We start from the raw sequence: 20394 nt of genomic DNA on the forward strand, positions 1-20394 counted from the left end.
TACATGTTAGTGGTAGCCCGGCCAAGCGAAGCGCCGCCGGGAACGGCTCAAAACCTTACTGCCAACTCACTTCCCCTTTCGGTTCGTAAGCATTCACATCCAACGGTGAATTCTGCTCGATATACTGCTTGAGCACCTCGGCATCGATAAACCCGGTATTCACATATCCCGGTTTGCTATCAATCTTCGGATAGCCATCCCCACCGGTGGCGTTAAAGCTCAGGGTCGCCAGGCGGTAGGTTTTCGCCGGGTCAATCGGCTCACCTTTGATTTTCAGATCCTGAAGCTGCCCGTCTTTCGCGACAAAACTCACGTTAGCAAACTGCGGGTAAGCGCCGGAGTCCGGCTTCATCTGCGCTACTGCGGTCAGGTACTCGGTCACCTCTTTACCGCTCATGTCAGCGTACACCACCACGTTGCCAAACGGCTGCACCTTCAGCACGCTCTTGTAGGTGATATTGCCCGCTTCAATGGAATCACGAATGCCGCCGCCGCTCATCACGCCAAAGTCAGCGCCAGTGCGCGCCATTTGCGCGGCAAGAATCAGGCGTCCCATATTGGTTTGCACAAAGCGAACTTTGCTGCGGTCGCCTTCCAGGTGCCCGTTCACGCTGCCCACTTTCACATCTAACTGCGCTTTACCTTTGCTCTGGAACGGCGTCAACAGCGAGAGCATCTGCGGGTTTTCCGGGATCTGTGGCGTGTAAAGTACGCGCTCACTCTGTCCGTTATCGTAGGTCACCTTTTTCTTCAGGTTCACAGGGATCAGCTGATAGTGCACCAGCTTCAGCTCGCCGTTGCGGAACTCAAAGTCGGCACGGCCAACATATTTGCCCCACTCATGCGCCTGTACAATCCAGATACCGTTTTGTTTGTCCGGCGCACACGGGGTGCCCGGCACGTAGTCGACCTGCTTTTTATTCTCCGACGCCATGCAGACCGGGTCCTGTGAGTGACCACCCACAATCATCGCCAGCGCGCCCGCAGGCAGGCTACGCGCCATTTCGACATCACCCGGCGCGTTGGAACCGTGCTCGCCATTATCGTAATGGCCCATATGGGTCGCCGCCAGGATCAGGTCCGGCTTCTCTTTTTGCTGGAGTTCCTGAATCACCAGTTTGGCTTCTTCCGCTGGTTTGCGGAATTCAATGTCGGTGAAATATTCCGGGTTGCCAATTTTGGCAGTGTCATCGGTGGTTAAACCAATAACGGCAATTTTGAGGTCCTGACGTTTGAAAATAGCCCAGGGTTTAAACAGGCGCTCGCCGGTACTTTTCTGATAAATATTGGCGGAGAGGAACGGAAATTTGGCCCATTTTTCCTGCTGGCGCAGCACGCTCATCGGGTTATCAAATTCGTGGTTTCCCACGGCCATCGCATCATAGCCCACCAGGTTCATGCCGCGGAAATCGGGCTCGGCATCCTGAAGATCGGATTCCGGCACCCCGGTGTTAATGTCGCCGCCGGAAAGCAGCAGCACGCTACCGCCTTCTGCTGCCACCTCTTTACGAATGCCATCCACCAGCGTTTTTTGCGCCGCCAGACCATACTCGCCATATTCACTACGCCAGAAGTGACCGTGATGATCGTTGGTATGCAGAATGGTGATTTTGTAGGTTTTATCCTGCTGATAGGCCTGCGAGGGTAAGCTGACCAAAGACAGTGCGGCCAGCATTGCCAGCGCCACGCCCCGTTTAACAAATTGCATGTTTCTCTCCCTGAGTGAATAACAACCGCGAAATTACAATGCTCTGAAATATTAGTCTAATTTGTTTTCAGAAATGAGACTTCCTTCAAACGTCGTACGCAGGTATCTTAGTCTGATAATTATTATTAAAGCGTTTATCCCCAACATCGCACGACAAATTACAAGTGGAATCTATGGCAATTTCTGAAACCAGCCCTACGCGGCCTGGCCCATCTGCGTCTTCGCAGAAGGGTCGTACTTCATTTGGTATTCTGGGAGCGATCAGCCTCTCTCATCTGCTCAACGATATGATTCAGTCGTTGATCCTGGCGATTTATCCGCTGTTGCAGTCGGAATTTTCGCTAAGCTTCGTGCAGATTGGGATGATTACCCTGACCTTCCAGCTCACCTCGTCGCTGTTCCAGCCGGTCATCGGTTACATTACCGATAAGCGCTCGATGCCGTGGTCACTGCCGGTGGGGATGTGCTTTACCCTCAGCGGCCTGGTTCTGCTGGCGCTCGCTGGCAGCTTTGGCACCGTCCTGCTGGCCGCGGCTCTGGTTGGTACCGGATCTTCGGTATTCCACCCGGAATCTTCCCGCGTGGCTCGTATGGCCTCCGGCGGACGTCATGGTCTGGCGCAGTCCATCTTCCAGGTGGGGGGCAACTTCGGCAGCTCGCTGGGGCCATTGCTGGCGGCGGTCATCATTGCCCCCTACGGCAAAGGTAACGTGGCCTGGTTTGTACTGGCTGCGCTGCTGGCGATTGTCGTGCTGGCGCAGGTTAGCCGCTGGTATGCTGCTCAGCATCGTTTAGCGAAAGGCAAACCGAAAGCGGTTATCGTCAACCCACTGCCGAAAAACAAAGTGGTGCTCGCCGTTTTCATCCTGCTGATGCTGATTTTCTCGAAATACTTCTATATGGCGAGTATTAGCAGCTACTACACCTTTTATCTGATGCAAAAATTCGGATTATCGGTACAAAATGCCCAGATTCACCTCTTTGCCTTCCTGTTTGCGGTTGCCGCGGGGACGGTGATTGGCGGGCCTGTGGGCGATAAGATTGGGCGTAAATATGTTATTTGGGGCTCTATCCTCGGCGTAGCGCCATTCACCCTCCTTTTACCCTACGCAACGCTCTGGTGGACGGGTATTCTGACGGTGATCATTGGATTTATCCTTGCGTCGGCGTTTTCCGCCATTCTGGTGTACGCACAGGAGCTGTTACCGGGGCGTATCGGTATGGTTTCTGGGCTGTTCTTCGGTTTCGCTTTTGGGATGGGCGGCCTTGGTGCTGCGGTTCTCGGGCTGATTGCGGACCATACCAGTATCGACCTGGTTTATAAAATATGCGCTTTCCTGCCACTTATCGGGATGTTGACCATATTCTTACCTGATAACCGCCAGAAACACTGATTTTCGGGCAGCCAAACCTTTGTTTTGGCTGCCGCCTTCTTCCCCGCAAGCACACGTCTTATCTGACTTTCCGCTTTCCATTTTCTCTTTTGTGCCATCTACTCCTAAAAAATCAATTTTTTAGTTAAATTCAAGAATTATTCACAAACAAAATGACCGAAATTGTCATAAACTATTACGAGGTTTTTTGGTTTTCAGGCTGTTCCGGCATTCTGCGCCAAAAATGGGACCACGCATCACGACGAAAGGAGACGGAATGCATCACGCCACACCGCTAATCACCACCATTGTTGGTGGCCTTGTGCTCGCTTTTTTCCTTGGCATGATTGCCAATAAGTTAAGAATCTCTCCACTGGTAGGATATTTGTTAGCGGGCGTACTGGCCGGACCGTTTACTCCAGGATTTGTCGCTGATACCAAACTGGCCCCTGAACTGGCGGAATTAGGCGTTATTCTGCTGATGTTTGGCGTGGGTCTCCATTTCTCGCTCAAGGATCTGATGGCGGTAAAGTCGATAGCCATCCCCGGGGCGATTGCGCAGATAGCCGTCGCCACGCTGCTCGGCATGCTGCTCTCCACCTTCTTAGGCTGGTCAATCATGACCGGTATCGTCTTTGGTCTGTGTCTCTCCACCGCGAGTACCGTGGTGCTTTTGCGCGCACTGGAGGAACGACAGCTTATCGATAGTCAGCGCGGGCAAATCGCCATCGGCTGGCTGATTGTTGAAGATCTGGTGATGGTACTGACGCTGGTTCTGCTGCCTGCGGTCGCCGGAATGATGGAAAAAGAGAATATCGGTTTTGCCACACTGGCTATCGATATGGCGATTACCATCGGCAAAGTGGTGGCGTTTATCGCCATTATGATGCTGGTTGGCCGTCGTCTGGTACCGTGGATCCTCTCCCGTAGCGCCGCAACCGGTTCTCGCGAACTGTTTACCCTGTCGGTGCTGGCGCTGGCGCTGGGGATTGCCTTCGGCGCGGTTGAACTGTTCGATGTCTCCTTCGCACTGGGCGCGTTCTTCGCCGGGATGGTGCTGAACGAGTCAGAGCTGAGCCATCGTGCCGCCCACGATACGCTGCCGCTGCGCGATGCGTTCGCGGTGCTGTTCTTTGTCTCCGTCGGGATGCTGTTCGACCCGCTGATCCTCATTGAGCAGCCGCTGGCGGTGCTGGCAACGCTTGCCATCATTATCTTCGGTAAGTCGCTGGCGGCCTTCGGCCTGGTACGCCTGTTTGGCCATTCGCAGCGCACGGCGCTGACCATTGCCACCAGCCTGGCGCAGATTGGTGAATTCGCCTTTATTCTTGCCGGTCTTGGCATGGCGCTGGACCTGCTGCCGCAGGCCGGGCAAAACCTGGTGCTCGCGGGCGCTATCCTCTCGATTATGCTCAACCCGGTGCTGTTCTCGTTGCTGGAGAAGTACCTCGAGAGAACGGAAACCCTTGAGGAACAGACGCTGGAAGAGGCGCTGGAAGACGAGAAGCAAATTCCGGTGGATATCTGCAACCACGCACTGCTGGTCGGCTACGGTCGCGTTGGCAGCCTGCTGGGCGAGAAGCTGATGGCGCAGGGCATTCCACTGGTGGTGATTGAAACATCGCGTACCCGCGTCGACGAACTGCGCGAGCGCGGTATTCGTGCGGTGCTGGGCAATGCGGCCAATGAAGAGATTATGAACCTCGCGCATCTGGACTGCGCGCGCTGGCTGCTGCTGACCATTCCAAACGGCTACGAAGCCGGTGAGATTGTGGCCAGCGCCCGTGAGAAGTGCCCGGACCTTGAGATTATCGCCCGTGCGCACTATGACGATGAAGTCGCGTATATCAGCGAACGTGGAGCCAATGAAGTGGTGATGGGCGAGCGTGAAATTGCCAAAACGATGCTCGGGTTATTGAGCGACCCGCCGTTGAGTGAGGCGGTTAGCGGGTAATATTCGTCACGCCATCCGGCAATGTGCGCCAATATTGCCTGATGGCGCTACGCTTATCAGGCCTACACGTTTGCGTAGGCCTGAATAACCATCTTACCGTTCCCAGTACGCCTCTTCGAGGCTATCTTCTTTCTCCGGCAAGCCGCGCGTCAGGCGCGGCGAATGCTGGTTCAGCACCTGATAACTTACCCGGTTTGCATACTTGCACACCTGCGCCAGCGACGAGTAGGTCAGCCAGTTATGCTGGTGCTTACTGGAGTTTGGCACATTCGAGCGGTGATAAGCATTTGCGGTAATGTCGTGCAGCAGCGCGGCCAGCGCACCGTCACCCGCACCGTTGGTATTCATGATCTTCTCAGGGCCGCCCATAAACGGCGCGATATGCGAGTAAATACGCAGCGGGTCCTGACAATCTTTAAAGCGCACCGCCCGGCTGAATTCGTACTGGTTGAATTCGGCAATCGCCCCCGGTAGCAGCGGATGCTGTGTTTTACGCTTCGCGTCATTCTCGGTGAAGCCCGCCATGTAAAGCCCGGTTGGCCCGGCGGTACATAGCACCAGATCCACCCAATCCAGCGCTTTATCCGAAGCCTGCAGCGGGTCGCTCAGGCCGGTTAACGCTTCGGCTTCTTCTTCGTTCATCGCCAGAATCGACACGTGTTCTTTGATAAAGCTCTGCCACCACTCCGGGCTCTCGGCAATCACGAATTTCGTCCCCAGCGTCAACACCACCGGCACGTCATATTGCTTCGCATAGGCGATAGCCTGCATCGTCGCCTCAGGCATCGGCTCGCCCGGCTTACAGCGCACCAGATACGATGTCAGCACTAGCGCGGAAGCACCGGCAATCACCGACTCAGGCACGCTTTCCGCACGCAGCTTGTTCATATGGCCCGGGCTAATGGCGAAGGTACGTTCACCGGAATCGCTGATAAGGGTAAAGCAGCGGCCAATTGGGCCATCGACGCCCTGCAGGTAGTTAAGGTCAGTACGGCTTGAGGTGTTGCACAGGTAGCGGTAGGCGTAGCCGCCGATTTCGATGTTGCTGCACATCACGCCCAGCAGCACCGAGCGGTCGTCCGCCAGCACCGAGTAGTTGTGCATGGTATTGCCGATGGTGCCACCGGCAAACTGATGAGTAATCAGGTTTTCGCGTACCAACTCCTGATACAGCGCTTCCGCCACGTCATCTTCAATCACCAGCGAATGCCCGGCGCTCAGGCCATAGCGCTCGATAAACGCATCGTCGACTTTGGCCTCAATATCAACCAACGTCTGGTCAATACCGACAACCCAGGAGGCACTGGTTTCACTTTCAGGTTGAATCTGCTTCAGCAGCGGATCGCGAGCGTCCACCGGAAAATAGTGTTTGGATTTGCGTTTACCGGGAAATTTCATGGTGATTTCTGGAATGGCTGTTAACAGGCGGGGAATAGTAGCACACTCCTCCGCCTGCTTGCGATCAGGTATACGGCGCGGTCAGATTCACCATCATGTCGATATGCGCCTCATCGTCATTCAACGCCGGAATATAGTCATACTGCTGCCCGCCGGCTTCGATGAACACCTCGCGGTTCTGCACCGCAATCTCTTCCAGCGTTTCCAGACAGTCGGCAGAGAACCCCGGACACATCACCTGAATGTGCTTCACGCCCTTCTCGCCGAGCATTTTCAGCGTTTCATCGGTGTAAGGCGTCAGCCACGGTTCACGGCCAAAGCGAGACTGGAAGGTCATCATCACCTTATCCGGTGAAATGCCAAGCGCAGAGACCAGCTCACGGGTGGTATCACGGCAGCGCTGAGGGTAGTCGTCGCCTTCATTGGCGAAACGTTGCGGAATACCATGATAGGAGAGCAGCAGCACATCCGGCTCGCCGTGACGGGCAAACGACGCGCGGGCGCTGGCGGCCAGCGCCTGAATATAGCCATGGTCGGTCGCGTAGTCGCGGATAAACGAGACGCTTGGGATTGCCCGCCTGGTCGCCAGAATACGCGCCAGTTCGTCCCACACCGCCGCCACCGTCGAGCACGAATATTGCGGATACAGCGGCAGCACGATGAGATGGTCAACGCCCTGCGCCAGCAGTTCATCAACCCCGCTTTGCAGCGATGGCGTACCGTAGCTCATCCCCAGTACTACCGGGATATCGGGCAGACGAGCAGCAAGCGCGCGCTGTTGACGGCGGCTATAGACCATCAGCGGTGAGCCCTCTTCCATCCACACGGACTGATAAAGCTTAGCGACCCGCGGCGCGCGAATCGGCAGGATCACGCCGCGCAACAGCGGCCACCACAGCAGACGAGGTGTATCAACGACGCGCGTATCGCTTAAAAACTGGTTCAGATAGCGTTTAATCGCTTCAGGCGTTGGAGCATCGGGGGTGCCGAGGTTTACCAGCAGAATACCAGGTTTACTATGATGCATTACCGCCTCTTATCGATTCAAATTGTTGATAATTGTAGCGGAAAAGTGAGGAAGAAAAACTAATTGCTGCGAGAGGTAAGGTGAGAATTTTGCCTGATGGCGCTACGCTTATCAGGCCTACGGGAAGAGCGGTAGGCCGGATAAGGCGTTTACGCCGCCATCCGGCATCGGATGGCGGCAAAACATTAGCCGAGAATTTTTTCCAGCTCAGCGCGTACGTCAGCAACGGCTTTGGTACCGTCAACTTTGGCGTATTTGGTGTTACCCGCCTGCGCTTCTTTGGAGTAGTAACCGATCAGCGGAGCGGTCATCTGATGGTATTCCACCAGGCGCTTACGTACGGTTTCTTCCTGGTCGTCTTTACGAGTAGTCAGCTCTTCGCCGGTCACGTCATCTTTGCCTTCAACCTTAGGTGGGTTGAATTTGATGTGGTAAACACGGCCAGATGCCGCGTGTACGCGACGACCAATGATACGGTCAACGATCAGCTCGTCAGGAACGTCGAATTCCAGAACGTAATCAACGTTGATGCCCGCTTCTTTCATGGCGTCAGCCTGCGGGATAGTGCGTGGGAAGCCATCCAGCAGGAATCCGTTACGGCAGTCTTCCTGAGAGATACGCTCTTTAACCAGCGCGATAACCAGTTCATCAGTGACCAGTTTACCTGCGTCCATGATGTCTTTAGCCTGTTTGCCCAGCTCGCTGCCGGATTTTACAGCCGCGCGCAGCATATCACCGGTGGAAATTTGCGGAATGCCATATTTCTCCATGATGAACTGTGCCTGAGTTCCTTTACCCGCGCCCGGTGCGCCAAGCAGAATGATACGCATTGCGAAAATCCCCTCAAAGGTTGTCGATATTTTTTAAAAAGCGCTAAAAGATACCACCAGAACGGCACTGGCTCAAGGAAGGTGGGCCGGCTGAAACGGTTAATGGTCAGATATTTTACGCACAGCGCGATTTGATGCCCTCACCCCTGCTCTTCTTGCCCATGGTAGCCCAAACCTCTTCGCAGATTGATTCATCCAGGCTCTTAACAAGGGCAATTCCCTATCTTAAATCCGCCAGATGCACACAACCACATGAAAACAATAAAGTAATGAAGATATTTATGGCTCATATAATCACTTATCAATCGTAGGTATAAACCTGTCACAGGTTAGTTAGCGGTAACTCAATTTTTAACATTTTTATTTGTTAGCGCTAACTCTGCGAGATCGATCACAGTTGTATTTTATTTGGCTGTTTATAGTTCACCCTATTGAAGCCTCAGGAGAACGTATGCATAGAAACAGGTTAACAGCGATGGAATAAATATTATCGATTCAATGAACAACCGGGGATATGCTGCTCTTTTTTGCAGAGTCTTTCTGGCACGGATTATATTAAAGAAATATTCAGCCGCCATAAACAATGTACGGTTAAGTAATTTACTGGGCAAAGATAAACCAAAGAAAACTTAGAAATAAAACCAATCAACTCTTATATGATTAGTGGAGTTTATTATGCTTCAGTTTATTATTTACGATGTGCTAGGAACACCGGCAATTCTGGTTGGGTTATTTTCGCTGGCCGGCCTTTTGTTGCAAAAAAAATCAGTGTCAGACGTTATTTCTGGCACACTCAAAACCATAATGGGTTTTATTATCTTAACGGCTGGCGCTGGCATTGTCGCCTATACTTTAACCATCTTTAGCCAGCTTTTTGAACATTCGTTTCATATTCAGGGCGTCGTTCCGAATACCGATGCTATGGCGGCACTGGCGCAGAAAAATTATGGTACGGCAACCGCCATGATTATGGTTTTCGGGATGCTTATCAATATCGTCCTTGCCCGTTTAACGCCATTAAAATACATTTTCCTGACGGGACATCACACCCTCTACATGGCCGCCATGCTGGCCGTGATTTTATCTGTAGGCGGGTTATCAGGATTCTGGGTTGTGGCTATCGGCGCAGTCATTCTGGGGGCGATGATGGTTATTTCACCAGCCATTTTGCAACCATTTACTCGCAAAATTACGCACACTGACGATCTTGCCCTGGGGCATTTTGGCTCCACCGGATATTTAGTTTCCGCACTGGTTGGCAAAGTGGTCGGTAAGGGAAGCCCCTCCATTGAAGAGGTTAAGGTGCCCCAGTCCCTGAACTTTCTTCGCGACTCCTCGGTATGCATCTCGCTCATCATGATGATGCTTTTCCTGGTGTTAGTGAGCGTGGCGGGTAAACCCTTTGTCGAGACAACGCTGAGCTCAGGCCAGAACTACATCATCTTCGCCATTATTCAGTCTCTCACCTTCGCTGCGGGCGTTTATATCATCCTGGCAGGCGTGCGTATGGTGATTGCCGAGATTGTCCCGGCATTTAAAGGGATTGCGGATAAATTAGTGAAAGACGCAAAACCGGCTCTCGACTGCCCCACCGTCTTCCCGTTTGCGCCTAATGCCGTCATCGTCGGGTTTCTTTCAAGCTTTGTTGCAGGCCTGGTCAGTATGTTCATCTGCCCGCTGTTCGGTTTAAGCGTCATCGTACCGGGGCTAGCGCCACACTTCTTCTGCGGGGCAACGGCTGGGGTTTACGGCAACATTACCGGTGGACGTCGCGGCGCCGTTGTCGGGGCGTTTGCCCATGGTCTACTGATTTCATTCCTCCCCGCCATCCTTTTGCCAATGATGGGTGATATGGGGTTGGATGCCACCACGTTTGGCGACGCGGATTTCGGCGTAGTAGGTATCATTCTGGGCCACATTATGGCCATTTTTAACTAACTATTTTTATCTCGGTGGTGGTTTATGGGTGCTAAATAGAAAAATGCCTCAATATGTGCGAAAAGCACCTTTACCATTACCTGACTGATACGCGTTATTTTAATCTCTAAAATGTAGTTTATTTGATTTTCCAAAATCTAATAACAGAGAAATTACGCCATGCCCGAGGTGTGTATTCTGTTATGCAAATTTCATGCTCTGATAATGAAGGTAATTTATGGACATCTCAACTGTACTTAATGTTAAAAATATCAAATTAAATATGACGGCAAAAACCAAAGAAGAAGCCGTTGAAGAATTAACGGACTTGTTGGTTCAGGATGGTGCCATTACTCATAAGGATGATTTTCTTCGTGACGTCTGGCTTCGCGAAGCACAGGGCTCCACTGGGTTTGAAAACCATATTGCGATCCCGCATGGCAAATCCTCGGGCGTAGCCCACACCGCCCTGGCTATTGGCCGTACTCAACATGGGATCCCTTGGGAAACCATGGATGACAGCGACGTTCGCTGCGTGATTTTATTTGCGGTAACCCTGGTGGATCAAAACGCCACCCATATCCGCTTACTCTCTCAGGTTTCAGGCTCACTGGCGGACGAGGATATCGTCGCGCAATTGCTGAAGGTGAACGACCCTCAAAAAGTTATTGATATTTTCAATGCGGAAGCTGAAGGCATTGACGCTTAATTACCGTTAGTCATTACCATTGCCGCTTTACGGCAAATTTGTCGTTATTTAAACACTATGGAGAAGAGCCATGAATATTGTTGGGGTTACTGCCTGCACCGTCGGTATTGCACATACCTATATTGCTCAGAAGAAAATTGAAATTGCCGCTAAAAAAGCGGGGCATAATGTCAAAATTGAAACGCAGGGTACTATTGGCATCGAAAATGCGTTAACTGATGCTGAGATTGCGCAAGCCGATATTGTTCTGTTAGCGGCCGATGTGAAAGTGTCGGGAGAAGAACGCTTCGCTGGCAAAAGAGTCGTTAAAGTCGCCACAGAAACGGCGGTGAAATCACCAAACAAACTTATCGAAAAGCTCAGTGAAATAGTGAATTCATAATATTTCATCTTTGCTCATCCAATATCAATAAAGGGTGTGATTTATGAATATCAAAGAAATCTGGAAAGCTGCGAACCCGAAAGGTCACCTGCTTACCGCAATCTCGTACCTGATCCCCATTGTCTGTGGTGCCGGCTTTATTATTGCCATCGGTATGGCGCTTGGTGGTACGGTTCAGGATACGTTAGTCCCAGGCCATTTTGATTTATGGCAGGTTCTGGCAACGCTGGGCGCAAAAGCGCTGGGGCTGCTGCCTGTCGTTATTGCTATCGGTATTTCCGGCTCTATCGCCGGCAAACCCGGCATTGCGCCTGGTTTTGTCGTCGGCCTGGCAGCAAATGCGATTAGCGCGGGCTTCATCGGCGGTATGATTGGCGGTTACATTTCGGGGTATATTGCGCTCGCCATCATTAAAAACGTGAAGGTTCCGGCCTGGGCCCGCGGTTTAATGCCGACCTTAATCGTTCCCTTTTTCGCATCTATTATCAGTTGCCTGATCATGGTGTATATCATCGGTACGCCGATTGGTATTTTCACCGATGCATTAACGTCTTTCCTCAGAAGCATGGGCACATCATCTAATTTAATTTTAGGTGCGGTTATTGGTGCATTATGTATCGTGGATTTCGGCGGACCGCTCAATAAAACGTGCTTCGCCTTCGTTTTGACGCTTCAGGCACAGGGAATTAATGAGCCCATTACGGCGCTTCAGTTAGTCAATACCGCAACGCCAATCGGTTTTGGCCTTGCTTATTTCATTGCCAAACTGCTACGTAAAAATATCTATAATGACGAAGAGATCGAAACGTTAAAATCAGCGGTACCGATGGGCGTCGTGAATATTGTAGAAGGTTCCATCCCTATCGTCATGAACGATATTGTTCGCGGTATTGCTGCTGCCGCAATCGGCGGGGCCTGTGGTGGTGCAGTCACCATGGTATATGGCGCTGATGCAACGGTACCTTTCGGTGGGGTATTGATGATTCCAACCATGTCACATCCGATGGCGGGTGTGATGGCATTGCTCGTGAATATCCTGGTAACGGGGACGATTTATGCCGCTATTAAGAAAGATGTCCCTCGCGAGGTTATTGCAAATAACGATTGTGAAGAAGAGGATATCGATTTGGATGATATAAAAATAAGTTAACTCTAGCGGTAATAGCCCCGCCCACAGCCAAGGCTAACCTCAACTGTGGGCGGGAGCACCAAACTTATGACACCAGCAGCTGGTTCATGCGGCGGATAAACTGGTTAGGATCTTCCAGCGTACCACGCTCAGCGAACAGCGCCTGGTCAAGCAGCAGCTCAACCCATTCTTTAAACTGCCCTTCATCCTGGGTATCCGCGGTGCGTTTCACCAGCACGTGATCCGGGTTGAGTTCAAAGATGTATTTCACTTCCGGCGCGGCCTGGCCTGCAGCAGCGAACAGTTTCGCCATCTGGGTGCTCATTTCATCCGCGTCGGTGGTGACGATAGCCGGGGTGTCGGTCAGACGGTGAGTTAGACGCACTTCTTTCACGCGATCGCCCAACAGGGTTTTTACGCGCTCAATGAACGGCGTCAGCGCTTTTTCCGCTTCTTTTGCGCTCTCGTCCACTTCATCCGCCAGCTTGTCGATAGACTCGTCGGCTTTGGCAACGGACTGGAATGGCTTGCCGTCGAACTCGGTCAGGTAGTTCATCATCCACTCATCGATGCGGTCAGAAAGCAGCAGCACTTCGATGCCTTTCTTACGCAGCAGTTCCAGGTGTGGGCTGCTCTTCGCCGCGGCATAGCTGTCGGCGGTGATGTAGTAGATTTTCTCCTGCCCTTCCTTCATGCGGGACACGTAGTCGGCCAGCGACACGGTCTGCTCGGAAGAGTCAGTGTGAGTCGACGCAAAGCGCAGCAGCTTAGCAATCGCTTCCTGGTTGCCGTTATCTTCCGCCGGGCCTTCTTTCAGCACCAGGCCGAACTGTTTCCAGAAGGTCTGGTATTTCTCAGCATCGTCTTTCGCCAGCTTATCCAGCATCTGCAGCACACGCTTGGTCAGGGCATTACGCAGGTTACGGGTGACGGTGCTGTCCTGCAGAATTTCGCGGGAGACGTTCAGCGGCAGATCGTTGGAATCTATCAGACCACGCACGAAGCGCAGGTAGTTCGGCATGAACTGCTCGGCGTCGTCCATGATGAAGACGCGCTGCACGTACAGCTTCAGGCCGTGCTTATGGTCACGGTTCCACATATCCCACGGCGCCTGCGACGGGATGTACAGCAGGCTGGTGTACTCCTGCTTACCTTCTACACGGTTGTGGCTCCAGGTCAGCGGGTCAGTGAAGTCGTGGGCGATATGCTTGTAGAACGCTTTGTATTCGTCGTCGTTCAGCTCGGCTTTGTTACGCGTCCACAGCGCCTGCGCCTTGTTGATCTTCTCCCAGGAAACCACGGTCTCGCCGTCTTTCTCTTCCTGTTTTTCGATCTCTACCGGCAGCGCGATATGGTCGGAGTATTTGCTGATAACGGAACGTACGCGCCAGTCGTCGAGGAACTCGCTTTCGTCTTCACGCAGGTGCAGCGTAATTTCGGTACCGCGGTCTTCTTTGGTGATGTCCGCTACGGTGTATTCACCTTCACCAGCAGATTCCCAGAACACGCCGTTTTCCGGCTTGTCTCCTGCCGCACGGGTGCGCACGGTGACTTTGTCGGCAACGATAAACGCAGAGTAGAAGCCGACGCCGAACTGACCGATAAGCTGGCTGTCTTTCGCCTGGTCAGAGCCCATCGACTCCAGGAACGCTTTGGTGCCGGATTTAGCGATAGTCCCCAGGTGGTCAATCACTTCGTCGCGGTTCATACCCACGCCGTTATCGGCAATGGTCAACGTACGCTTATCTTTATCGAAGGAGACGCGTACGCGCAGTTCGCCGTCACCCTCATACAGATCCGGGTTGGACAGCGCGCGGAAACGCAGCTTGTCGGCGGCATCTGAAGCGTTAGAGATAAGCTCACGCAGGAAGATTTCTTTATTGGAATACAGAGAATGGATCATCAGATGCAGAAGCTGTTTAACTTCTGACTGGAAGCCACGTGTTTCTTGTCCTTTCATTGCAAAATACCTCAATGCTGATTACAAGGTAAAAAAAGCGATGAGAGGAAAATGGGGATGGGTGTAGCGGATTTCAAGCGAGAGCAGAAAATCCTGCTCTCGATTGATTAAAAACGAATCTTATGGCGACCGGCCAGCGAGTGTGACAGCGTAGTGCCGTCGACCATTTCCAGCTCACCGCCTACCGGCACGCCGTGGGCGATACGGCTAGCTTCTACGCCATATTGCGCGCAAAGTTCGGCGATATAGTTGGCCGTGGCTTCCCCTTCCACCGTTGGGTTGGTGGCGAGAATAATTTCCGTCAGCTGCTCCGTTTCCAGACGCTGCTCAAGGCGGTCAAGTCCGATATCGTCCGGGCCGATACCGTCTAACGGCGACAGGTGGCCCATCAGCACGAAGTAGCGGCCGGAGAACTGCCCGGTCTGCTCAATGGCGTAGATGTCCGCAGGACTCTCCACCACGCAGATTTGGCCGTTTTCCTGGCGACGCGGGTTCGAGCAGATGTTGCACACTTCCTGCTCGGTGAAGGTGCGGCAATCGGCACAGTGGCCGATTTCCGACATCGCGCGGGTTAAGGCCTGCGCCAGACGCATCCCGCCGCTGCGGTCACGCTGCAGCAGGGTAAACGCCATGCGCTGCGCCGACTTCGGGCCAACGCCCGGCAGACAGCGCAGCGCTTCCATCAGCTGAGTTAACAGCGGACTGGTTTGCATCAGAACGGCATCTTGAAGCCTGGTGGCAGCTGCATACCGGAGGATACAGAGGCCATTTTCTCTTTCTGAGTTTCATCAATGCGACGTGCCGCATCGTTGAACGCCGCAGCGACCAGATCTTCCAGCATGTCTTTGTCGTCTTCCAGCAGGCTTGGATCGATTTCCACGCGACGGCAGTTGTGCGCGCCGTTGATGGTCACTTTAACCAGACCTGCGCCAGATTCGCCGGTTACTTCCAGCTGGGCGATTTCTTCCTGCATTTTCTGCATTTTGTCTTGCATCTGCTGGGCCTGTTTCATCAGGTTACCCAGACCGCCTTTACCACCAAACATAGGCTTCTCTCTCAGTAGGTCACGTTAAACAATAACGACCGTAAGCAGCGCTTGCGGTCAAATGGGGCGGATGCTCTCTTCATCCAGGTCCGCGTCGAAGAATCGGCGCAGCGTCTGAATGTTATTATCCGCGATAATCGACTCGCGCGCCTGCGCGAGCTTCTCTTCATAGATGGCCTGTCGCCACTCCAGCGGCGTACGCACCGCCGGATTATCATCTTCCACGATGGTCAATTCAACAGGCGCGCCGTATAAAGTGCTCAACGCTTCGGTCAGCTTTTGCTTCGCGCCGGGCGAATTGAGATGCCGCTGCGTTGGGCGCAGATGCAGGCATACGGCGTTACCGTCCTGCTCTTTCCACGCGTTGAGCGCCACCTGCTCGACGAGCTTCGGTAACGCCATCTGGCTCACCTCTGCCGCCCACGGGTCACGTTCTAAAGATTCCGCCGCCAGCTTGGCCGCCAGTTCTGGCGTTTTCTCATGCTCCAGCGCTTTCTTCAGCGCTTTCGGCGTGGCGATTTCTTCTTTTTTGACTTCTTCAGCAGGCGTGGTCGCTTTCCAGCGGTAAGCCTCTTTTTTCGCTGCCGGCTTGGTTAACGCCGACGGTTCCGGACGCGCCTGAACGCGTTCGGTGACCGAGGCCAGTCTTTCCAGCGCAGCACTGTTCACCGGCCGCGCGCGGGAAGCGGCTGCCGGTTCACTCTTTTTTGGGGTGTTTACTCCCGGATTGCTCTGCTGCAATTGACGACGCGCGGCCAGCACCTGATTGGTGGAGTCCGGTAACGGTGCCGCAGGCGGCGGGGTCATTGGTGCCGATGCGGGCATCGGTTGCTGTTGCTGCGGTGGCATCATTGGCGCATTAGCCGGTGCATACGTCTGCTGGGGCCTTTCCGGCTCCGGCAGCGGTGCATTCGGATGGAACGCCAGCGCGCGCAGCAGCGTCATTTCAATGCCCATGCGACGATCCGGCGCATACGGCAGCTCTTTGCGGCCAATCAACATCGTCTGATAGTACAGCTGAACGTCGGTTGGCGGCACGGTACGCGCAAGGTTACGCATCCGCTGTTCAACAGCGGCCATATCGCTGCCAAGCGCCGCAGGCGACAGCTGCACCATCGCAATACGGTGCAGCAGGCTTTGCATCTCAATCAGCAACGCTTCCCAGTCAACGCCGCGCAGCGCAGCATCGTTGACCAGTTCCATCGTCCGCTCGCCGTTGGCCGCCACCAGCGCTTCAATCAGCGACAGCGCCTGATCGTCGTCCAACGTGCCGAGCATCTCGCTGACCGACGCCGTGGTAAGCTGGCCTTCACCGCTGGCAATCGCCTGATCGGTAAGGCTTAATGCGTCACGCAGGCTACCGTCCGCCGCGCGCGCCAGCAGTTGCAGAGCGCGTGGCTCATGGGCGATATGTTCTTCATCAAGGATATGCTCAAGCTGATGGCGAATTTGTTCAACGTCCAGCGCCTTCAGGTGGAACTGCAGGCAACGAGACAAAATGGTGACCGGCAGCTTTTGCGGATCGGTGGTCGCCAGCAGGAATTTGACGTGCGCAGGCGGCTCCTCCAGCGTTTTTAACAAGGCGTTAAAGCTGTGACGGGAGAGCATGTGCACTTCGTCGATAAGATAGACCTTAAAGCGGCCGCGGGCGGGCGCGTACTGGACGTTATCCAGCAGGTCACGGGTATCTTCGACTTTGGTTCGCGAGGCGGCATCGATCTCAATCAGATCGACAAAACGCCCCTGCTCGATTTCACGGCAGTTATCACACACGCCGCACGGCGTAGCGGTAATGCCGGTTTCGCAGTTAAGCCCCTTCGCCAGCAAACGGGCGATAGAGGTTTTCCCCACCCCACGGGTGCCGGAAAAAAGGTATGCGTGATGAATGCGCCCTAACGATAAGCCGTTCGCCAGTGCGGTCAGCACATGTTCCTGGCCGACGACGTCAGCAAAGGTTTGTGGGCGCCATTTTCGGGCTAAGACCTGATAACTCATTGGCAGGCTCTGAAACGCTGGAAGGTGGATTCACGAGGGAGTAATGCTATCACAGCCCCGCCGGGCAGGCGAGGCCATGTATCGGGAAATGCTTAGTGACCCGGGAAATTCACCAGGCTGTAGCTGGTGATACCCTGTTTTTCCAGGCGCTGTTCGCCGCCCAGATCGAACAGGTTGATGATGAAGGCCGCGTCGTGCACTTCGCCACCCAGACGACGAATCAGTTTAACCGTCGCTTCGATAGTCCCGCCGGTTGCCAGCAGATCGTCGACCACCAGCACTTTATCACCAGCCTTGATCGCATCAACGTGGATTTCCAGCTGATCGGTGCCGTACTCCAGCTCGTAGCTTTCGGCGATCGTTTCACGCGGCAGCTTGCGCGGTTTACGCACCGGGACAAAACCTACGCCCATGGCCAGCGCGACCGGCGCGCCAAACAGGAAACCACGCGCTTCGGTACCCACGACTTTGGTGATACCGGCGTCTTTGTACTTCTCGACCAGCAGTTCAATGCTGAGCGCGTAGGCTTTCGGGTCTTCCAGTAAGCTGGTGACATCGCGGAAAAGAATACCAGGTTTTGGATAGTCCTGGATGCTCTGGATGCTGTTCTTCAGATATTCAAGCTGCTGTGCAGTTGCGGTCATAGGTTTGTGCCTAATTGAAACGGTGTTACTCAAGGCGAGCAAAACGGGCTAAAAGTCACAATTGGTTAACTTTTAACCGGGCGCGCCTGTGCTCGAAAACGCCAGAATTTACTGGCTCATTCGTAGAATTGCAACACCATAAATGCGGTTCATCCGTTTTGTTGTTCTGCATCAACCACCGGAATGCGCCAGAGGAAAACCAACAATCCACACAGAATCGCCAGCAGCAGCAGCCGTACCCACAGCATATTGACCAGCCACAGCGAAACGCCAAAGGTCAGTAAAATCACGATAATCGCCCGTGGTTTAGCCCCCGGCGGCATAGCTTTATAGCGCTGCCAGTGGCGTAAATAGCCGCCAAACCAGGAACGATACAGCAGCCAGTGATGAAAGCGTGGCGAAGAGCGCGCAAAACACCAAGCGGCGAGCAGAATAAACGGCGTCGTCGGCAGCAGCGGCAATACCACGCCAATGGTGCCAAGGACTACCGCCAACCAGCCAATAATGATTAAAATAGTACGCTGCATAATGCGAATCGTTATCAAATGGGTCTGCTACTCTAGCATAGCCGATAACCATCAAGGGGAGAATCCGGTGAAAACGGCGCAGCTTTTACAAACGCTGGAACAACAGCTTGCCCGGCTTCAGACGCGCATTGCGCCGCTTGCCGCGCATGCCACGCTGAGCGCGCGCTTTGACCGCCAGCTCTTCCAGACGCGCAGTACGAAAATGCAGGCCTATCTCGATGAAGCACACGTTCATCTTGAAGAACTCAAACACGCCGTTGAGCAACAGCAATTGCCGCAGGTGGCCTGGCTTGCTGAGCGGCTGGCGGCGCAGATTGAAGCGATCAGCCGCGAGAGCGAGGCCTGGTCGCTACGCGTCTGGGATAGCCCTTCGCCCGGACTGCGTCGCTGGCAGCGTAAGCGGCTGGAAACACAGGATTTTGAACGTCGTCTGCTGGAAATGAAGCAGCAGCGTCAACAGCAGTATCTGCAGGCGACGACGCTTGAAGACCAGCAGCGTCTGGCCCGCGAAATCACCGCCTTTGATGGCCGCCTCAGCCGCTGCCGCCAGGCGCTGGAAGATATTGAACGCATACTGGCGCGCATGACGCGCTGACAAGGAGAAGCTATGTCACTGGAAAGCGCCCCGGATGATGTCAAACTGGCGGTGGATCTGATTGAGCTGCTGGAGAGCAATGAAATTGCGCCGGAAATTGTGCTGAGCGCGCTGGAGATGGTGCGCAAAGATTACATCAACAAGTTAAAAAACGTGGAAGATGACGCGTAGAGCGTCAAATCATCGGCAGCATCACCGTCATCGCCTGTGGCACATTCTTCACCTCGCTCAGGAAACCCGATGACGGAACATCATGAATATCTATTCGGCAACGCCACACGACGCCATTTTTAAGCAGTTTTTACGCCATAAAGCGATAGCGAGGGATTTCTTACAGGCTCACCTTCCTGGTGAACTGCTGGCACAGTGCAAACTTGAAACGCTGCAGCTGGCCTCTGGCAGCTTTGTCGAAGAAAATCTGCGCGCCAGCTATTCCGATATCCTCTACTCGCTGCAAACTCGCGATGGACCCGGCTATATCTATGTGCTGATTGAGCATCAAAGCACACCGGATAAACTGATGCCCTTTCGTCTGATGCGCTATACGCTCTCTGCCATACAGCAGCATCTCGACGCAGGCCACAGCACGCTACCGTTAATCATTCCGATGCTGTTTTATCACGGCAGCGTCAGCCCCTGGCCATACCGTATGAACTGGCTTGAATTGTTCGACAACGCCGCGCTGGCGCACCGCCTGTACACAGAGGACTTTCCTCTCGTTGACATCACCGTGATGCCCGATAGCGAGATCATGGCTCACCAGCGCATGGCCATGCTGGAGCTGCTGTTTAAGCATATTCGCCAGCGTGACCTGGCTTCTTTGCAAGAACAACTGGGGGCTTTGCTGATAGAGAATTGGCTCACGCCGTCACAGCCCGAGGCGCTGCTCACCTATATGCTACAAGCGGGTAGTACATCTCATCCGGAAGCGTTACTCTGCACATTGGCGCAATATTCACCACAGCATAAGGAGCAGCTGATGACCATCGCCGAATGGTTGGCCGAAGAGGGACGAAAGAAAGGCATTGTTCAGGGATTAGAACAAGGAATAGAGCAAGGAGAAGCACTGGGGCGTCGCGATGAAGCGCAAAAAATTGCGCTGAATATGCTCAACGCCGGGCTGACTGCCACGTTAGTTCAGCAGCTTACCGGGTTAAGCGAAGACGACCTGGCGGCAAAAACGGAATAAATAAGGGCGGCT

19 protein-coding genes and 1 other annotated feature are annotated in these 20394 nt (G+C 53.7%); of the genes, 9 read left to right on the forward strand and 10 right to left on the reverse strand.

Annotated elements, in window-relative coordinates:
- Positions 1–55: 55 nt before the first annotated feature.
- Positions 56–1708, reverse strand: a complete 1653-nt coding sequence (gene ushA, locus ACH1XZ_RS18745) for a bifunctional UDP-sugar hydrolase/5'-nucleotidase UshA (protein WP_395596700.1) — start codon at positions 1706–1708, stop codon at positions 56–58.
- A 173-nt stretch (positions 1709–1881) separates the two neighbouring features.
- On the opposite strand from ushA, the gene ACH1XZ_RS18750 reads away from it, so the two are divergent.
- Positions 1882–3102, forward strand: coding sequence for an MFS transporter (locus tag ACH1XZ_RS18750; protein WP_395596701.1), 1221 nt, complete (start codon positions 1882–1884; stop codon positions 3100–3102).
- Between the two features lie 256 nt (positions 3103–3358).
- Complete coding sequence (gene ybaL / locus ACH1XZ_RS18755; RefSeq protein WP_395596702.1) at positions 3359–5035, forward strand: YbaL family putative K(+) efflux transporter; 1677 nt, start codon at positions 3359–3361, stop codon at positions 5033–5035.
- A gap of 93 nt (positions 5036–5128) precedes the next feature.
- Here the strand turns inward: ybaL and ACH1XZ_RS18760 are convergent, their stop codons facing one another.
- The 3 genes from ACH1XZ_RS18760 to adk all read right to left on the reverse strand — a co-directional run bounded on the left by ACH1XZ_RS18760 (position 5129) and on the right by adk (position 8290).
- Positions 5129–6433, reverse strand: coding sequence for an inosine/guanosine kinase (locus tag ACH1XZ_RS18760; protein WP_395596703.1), 1305 nt, complete (start codon positions 6431–6433; stop codon positions 5129–5131).
- Between the two features lie 64 nt (positions 6434–6497).
- Positions 6498–7460 carry a ferrochelatase gene (gene hemH / locus ACH1XZ_RS18765; protein WP_395596704.1) on the reverse strand — a complete coding sequence of 321 codons (963 nt, stop codon included), beginning with the start codon at positions 7458–7460 and terminating at the stop codon, positions 6498–6500.
- A 185-nt stretch (positions 7461–7645) separates the two neighbouring features.
- A complete protein-coding gene (adk, locus tag ACH1XZ_RS18770) occupies positions 7646–8290 on the reverse strand; it encodes an adenylate kinase (protein WP_395596705.1) in 645 nt (214 codons plus the stop codon).
- A gap of 675 nt (positions 8291–8965) precedes the next feature.
- Here adk and ACH1XZ_RS18775 point away from each other — a divergent pair.
- The 4 genes from ACH1XZ_RS18775 to ACH1XZ_RS18790 all read left to right on the forward strand — a co-directional run bounded on the left by ACH1XZ_RS18775 (position 8966) and on the right by ACH1XZ_RS18790 (position 12448).
- Positions 8966–10228, forward strand: coding sequence for a PTS ascorbate transporter subunit IIC (locus ACH1XZ_RS18775; RefSeq protein ID WP_395596706.1), 1263 nt, complete (start codon positions 8966–8968; stop codon positions 10226–10228).
- Positions 10229–10445: 217 nt separating this feature from the next.
- Positions 10446–10916, forward strand: coding sequence for a PTS sugar transporter subunit IIA (locus ACH1XZ_RS18780; RefSeq protein ID WP_395596707.1), 471 nt, complete (start codon positions 10446–10448; stop codon positions 10914–10916).
- A gap of 70 nt (positions 10917–10986) precedes the next feature.
- Complete coding sequence (locus tag ACH1XZ_RS18785) at positions 10987–11298, forward strand: PTS fructose transporter subunit IIB (RefSeq protein WP_035891836.1); 312 nt, start codon at positions 10987–10989, stop codon at positions 11296–11298.
- Between the two features lie 43 nt (positions 11299–11341).
- Positions 11342–12448: a PTS fructose transporter subunit IIC gene (locus ACH1XZ_RS18790; protein WP_115074568.1), complete on the forward strand. Its 1107-nt coding sequence runs from the start codon at positions 11342–11344 to the stop codon at positions 12446–12448.
- Between the two features lie 64 nt (positions 12449–12512).
- Here the strand turns inward: ACH1XZ_RS18790 and htpG are convergent, their stop codons facing one another.
- From htpG to ACH1XZ_RS18820, 6 genes are all read right to left on the reverse strand, one after another.
- Positions 12513–14387 carry a molecular chaperone HtpG gene (gene htpG, locus ACH1XZ_RS18795; RefSeq protein ID WP_395596708.1) on the reverse strand — a complete coding sequence of 625 codons (1875 nt, stop codon included), beginning with the start codon at positions 14385–14387 and terminating at the stop codon, positions 12513–12515.
- A 107-nt stretch (positions 14388–14494) separates the two neighbouring features.
- Positions 14495–15100 carry a recombination mediator RecR gene (gene recR / locus ACH1XZ_RS18800; protein ID WP_035891842.1) on the reverse strand — a complete coding sequence of 202 codons (606 nt, stop codon included), beginning with the start codon at positions 15098–15100 and terminating at the stop codon, positions 14495–14497.
- Positions 15100–15432, reverse strand: coding sequence for a YbaB/EbfC family nucleoid-associated protein (locus ACH1XZ_RS18805; RefSeq protein WP_052283815.1), 333 nt, complete (start codon positions 15430–15432; stop codon positions 15100–15102). Before ACH1XZ_RS18805 ends, recR begins: the two co-directional genes overlap by 1 nt.
- Before the next feature lie 57 nt (positions 15433–15489).
- Positions 15490–17427, reverse strand: coding sequence for a DNA polymerase III subunit gamma/tau (dnaX, locus tag ACH1XZ_RS18810; protein ID WP_395596709.1), 1938 nt, complete (start codon positions 17425–17427; stop codon positions 15490–15492).
- Positions 16096–16160 (reverse strand) — a sequence feature (DnaX frameshifting element). (Overlaps the previous gene by 65 nt.)
- A gap of 92 nt (positions 17428–17519) precedes the next feature.
- Positions 17520–18071 (reverse strand): adenine phosphoribosyltransferase, encoded by a 552-nt coding sequence (gene apt / locus ACH1XZ_RS18815; RefSeq protein WP_035891847.1) that lies wholly within the window; start codon positions 18069–18071, stop codon positions 17520–17522.
- A gap of 149 nt (positions 18072–18220) precedes the next feature.
- Positions 18221–18598, reverse strand: a complete 378-nt coding sequence (locus tag ACH1XZ_RS18820) for a DUF454 family protein (protein ID WP_123650035.1) — start codon at positions 18596–18598, stop codon at positions 18221–18223.
- A 67-nt stretch (positions 18599–18665) separates the two neighbouring features.
- Between ACH1XZ_RS18820 and priC the strand changes: the two genes are divergently transcribed.
- The 3 genes from priC to ACH1XZ_RS18835 all read left to right on the forward strand — a co-directional run bounded on the left by priC (position 18666) and on the right by ACH1XZ_RS18835 (position 20382).
- A complete protein-coding gene (priC, locus tag ACH1XZ_RS18825; RefSeq protein ID WP_395596710.1) occupies positions 18666–19193 on the forward strand; it encodes a primosomal replication protein N'' in 528 nt (175 codons plus the stop codon).
- 12 nt (positions 19194–19205) lie between these two features.
- Positions 19206–19364, forward strand: a complete 159-nt coding sequence (gene rsmS, locus ACH1XZ_RS18830) for a pleiotropic regulatory protein RsmS (RefSeq protein ID WP_395596711.1) — start codon at positions 19206–19208, stop codon at positions 19362–19364.
- An 82-nt stretch (positions 19365–19446) separates the two neighbouring features.
- Complete coding sequence (locus tag ACH1XZ_RS18835) at positions 19447–20382, forward strand: Rpn family recombination-promoting nuclease/putative transposase (RefSeq protein WP_395596712.1); 936 nt, start codon at positions 19447–19449, stop codon at positions 20380–20382.
- Positions 20383–20394 lie beyond the last annotated feature (12 nt).

The organism is Kluyvera chengduensis (assembly GCF_044197065.1).
Taxonomy (GTDB): Bacteria; Pseudomonadota; Gammaproteobacteria; order Enterobacterales; family Enterobacteriaceae; genus Kluyvera; species Kluyvera ascorbata_C.

Excerpts from the sequence above, each read along its gene's own strand:
- ushA (WP_395596700.1), bottom strand. The coding sequence starts at position 1,708 with ATGCAATTTGTTAAACGGGGCGTGGCGCTGGCAATGCTGGCCGCACTG.
- ACH1XZ_RS18750 (WP_395596701.1), top strand. The coding sequence starts at position 1,882 with ATGGCAATTTCTGAAACCAGCCCTACGCGGCCTGGCCCATCTGCGTCT.
- ybaL (WP_395596702.1), top strand. The coding sequence starts at position 3,359 with ATGCATCACGCCACACCGCTAATCACCACCATTGTTGGTGGCCTTGTG.
- ACH1XZ_RS18760 (WP_395596703.1), bottom strand. The coding sequence starts at position 6,433 with ATGAAATTTCCCGGTAAACGCAAATCCAAACACTATTTTCCGGTGGAC.
- hemH (WP_395596704.1), bottom strand. The coding sequence starts at position 7,460 with ATGCATCATAGTAAACCTGGTATTCTGCTGGTAAACCTCGGCACCCCC.
- adk (WP_395596705.1), bottom strand. The coding sequence starts at position 8,290 with ATGCGTATCATTCTGCTTGGCGCACCGGGCGCGGGTAAAGGAACTCAG.
- ACH1XZ_RS18775 (WP_395596706.1), top strand. The coding sequence starts at position 8,966 with ATGCTTCAGTTTATTATTTACGATGTGCTAGGAACACCGGCAATTCTG.
- ACH1XZ_RS18780 (WP_395596707.1), top strand. The coding sequence starts at position 10,446 with ATGGACATCTCAACTGTACTTAATGTTAAAAATATCAAATTAAATATG.
- ACH1XZ_RS18785 (WP_035891836.1), top strand. The coding sequence starts at position 10,987 with ATGAATATTGTTGGGGTTACTGCCTGCACCGTCGGTATTGCACATACC.
- ACH1XZ_RS18790 (WP_115074568.1), top strand. The coding sequence starts at position 11,342 with ATGAATATCAAAGAAATCTGGAAAGCTGCGAACCCGAAAGGTCACCTG.
- htpG (WP_395596708.1), bottom strand. The coding sequence starts at position 14,387 with ATGAAAGGACAAGAAACACGTGGCTTCCAGTCAGAAGTTAAACAGCTT.
- recR (WP_035891842.1), bottom strand. The coding sequence starts at position 15,100 with ATGCAAACCAGTCCGCTGTTAACTCAGCTGATGGAAGCGCTGCGCTGT.
- ACH1XZ_RS18805 (WP_052283815.1), bottom strand. The coding sequence starts at position 15,432 with ATGTTTGGTGGTAAAGGCGGTCTGGGTAACCTGATGAAACAGGCCCAG.
- dnaX (WP_395596709.1), bottom strand. The coding sequence starts at position 17,427 with ATGAGTTATCAGGTCTTAGCCCGAAAATGGCGCCCACAAACCTTTGCT.
- apt (WP_035891847.1), bottom strand. The coding sequence starts at position 18,071 with ATGACCGCAACTGCACAGCAGCTTGAATATCTGAAGAACAGCATCCAG.
- ACH1XZ_RS18820 (WP_123650035.1), bottom strand. The coding sequence starts at position 18,598 with ATGCAGCGTACTATTTTAATCATTATTGGCTGGTTGGCGGTAGTCCTT.
- rsmS (WP_395596711.1), top strand. The coding sequence starts at position 19,206 with ATGTCACTGGAAAGCGCCCCGGATGATGTCAAACTGGCGGTGGATCTG.
- ACH1XZ_RS18835 (WP_395596712.1), top strand. The coding sequence starts at position 19,447 with ATGAATATCTATTCGGCAACGCCACACGACGCCATTTTTAAGCAGTTT.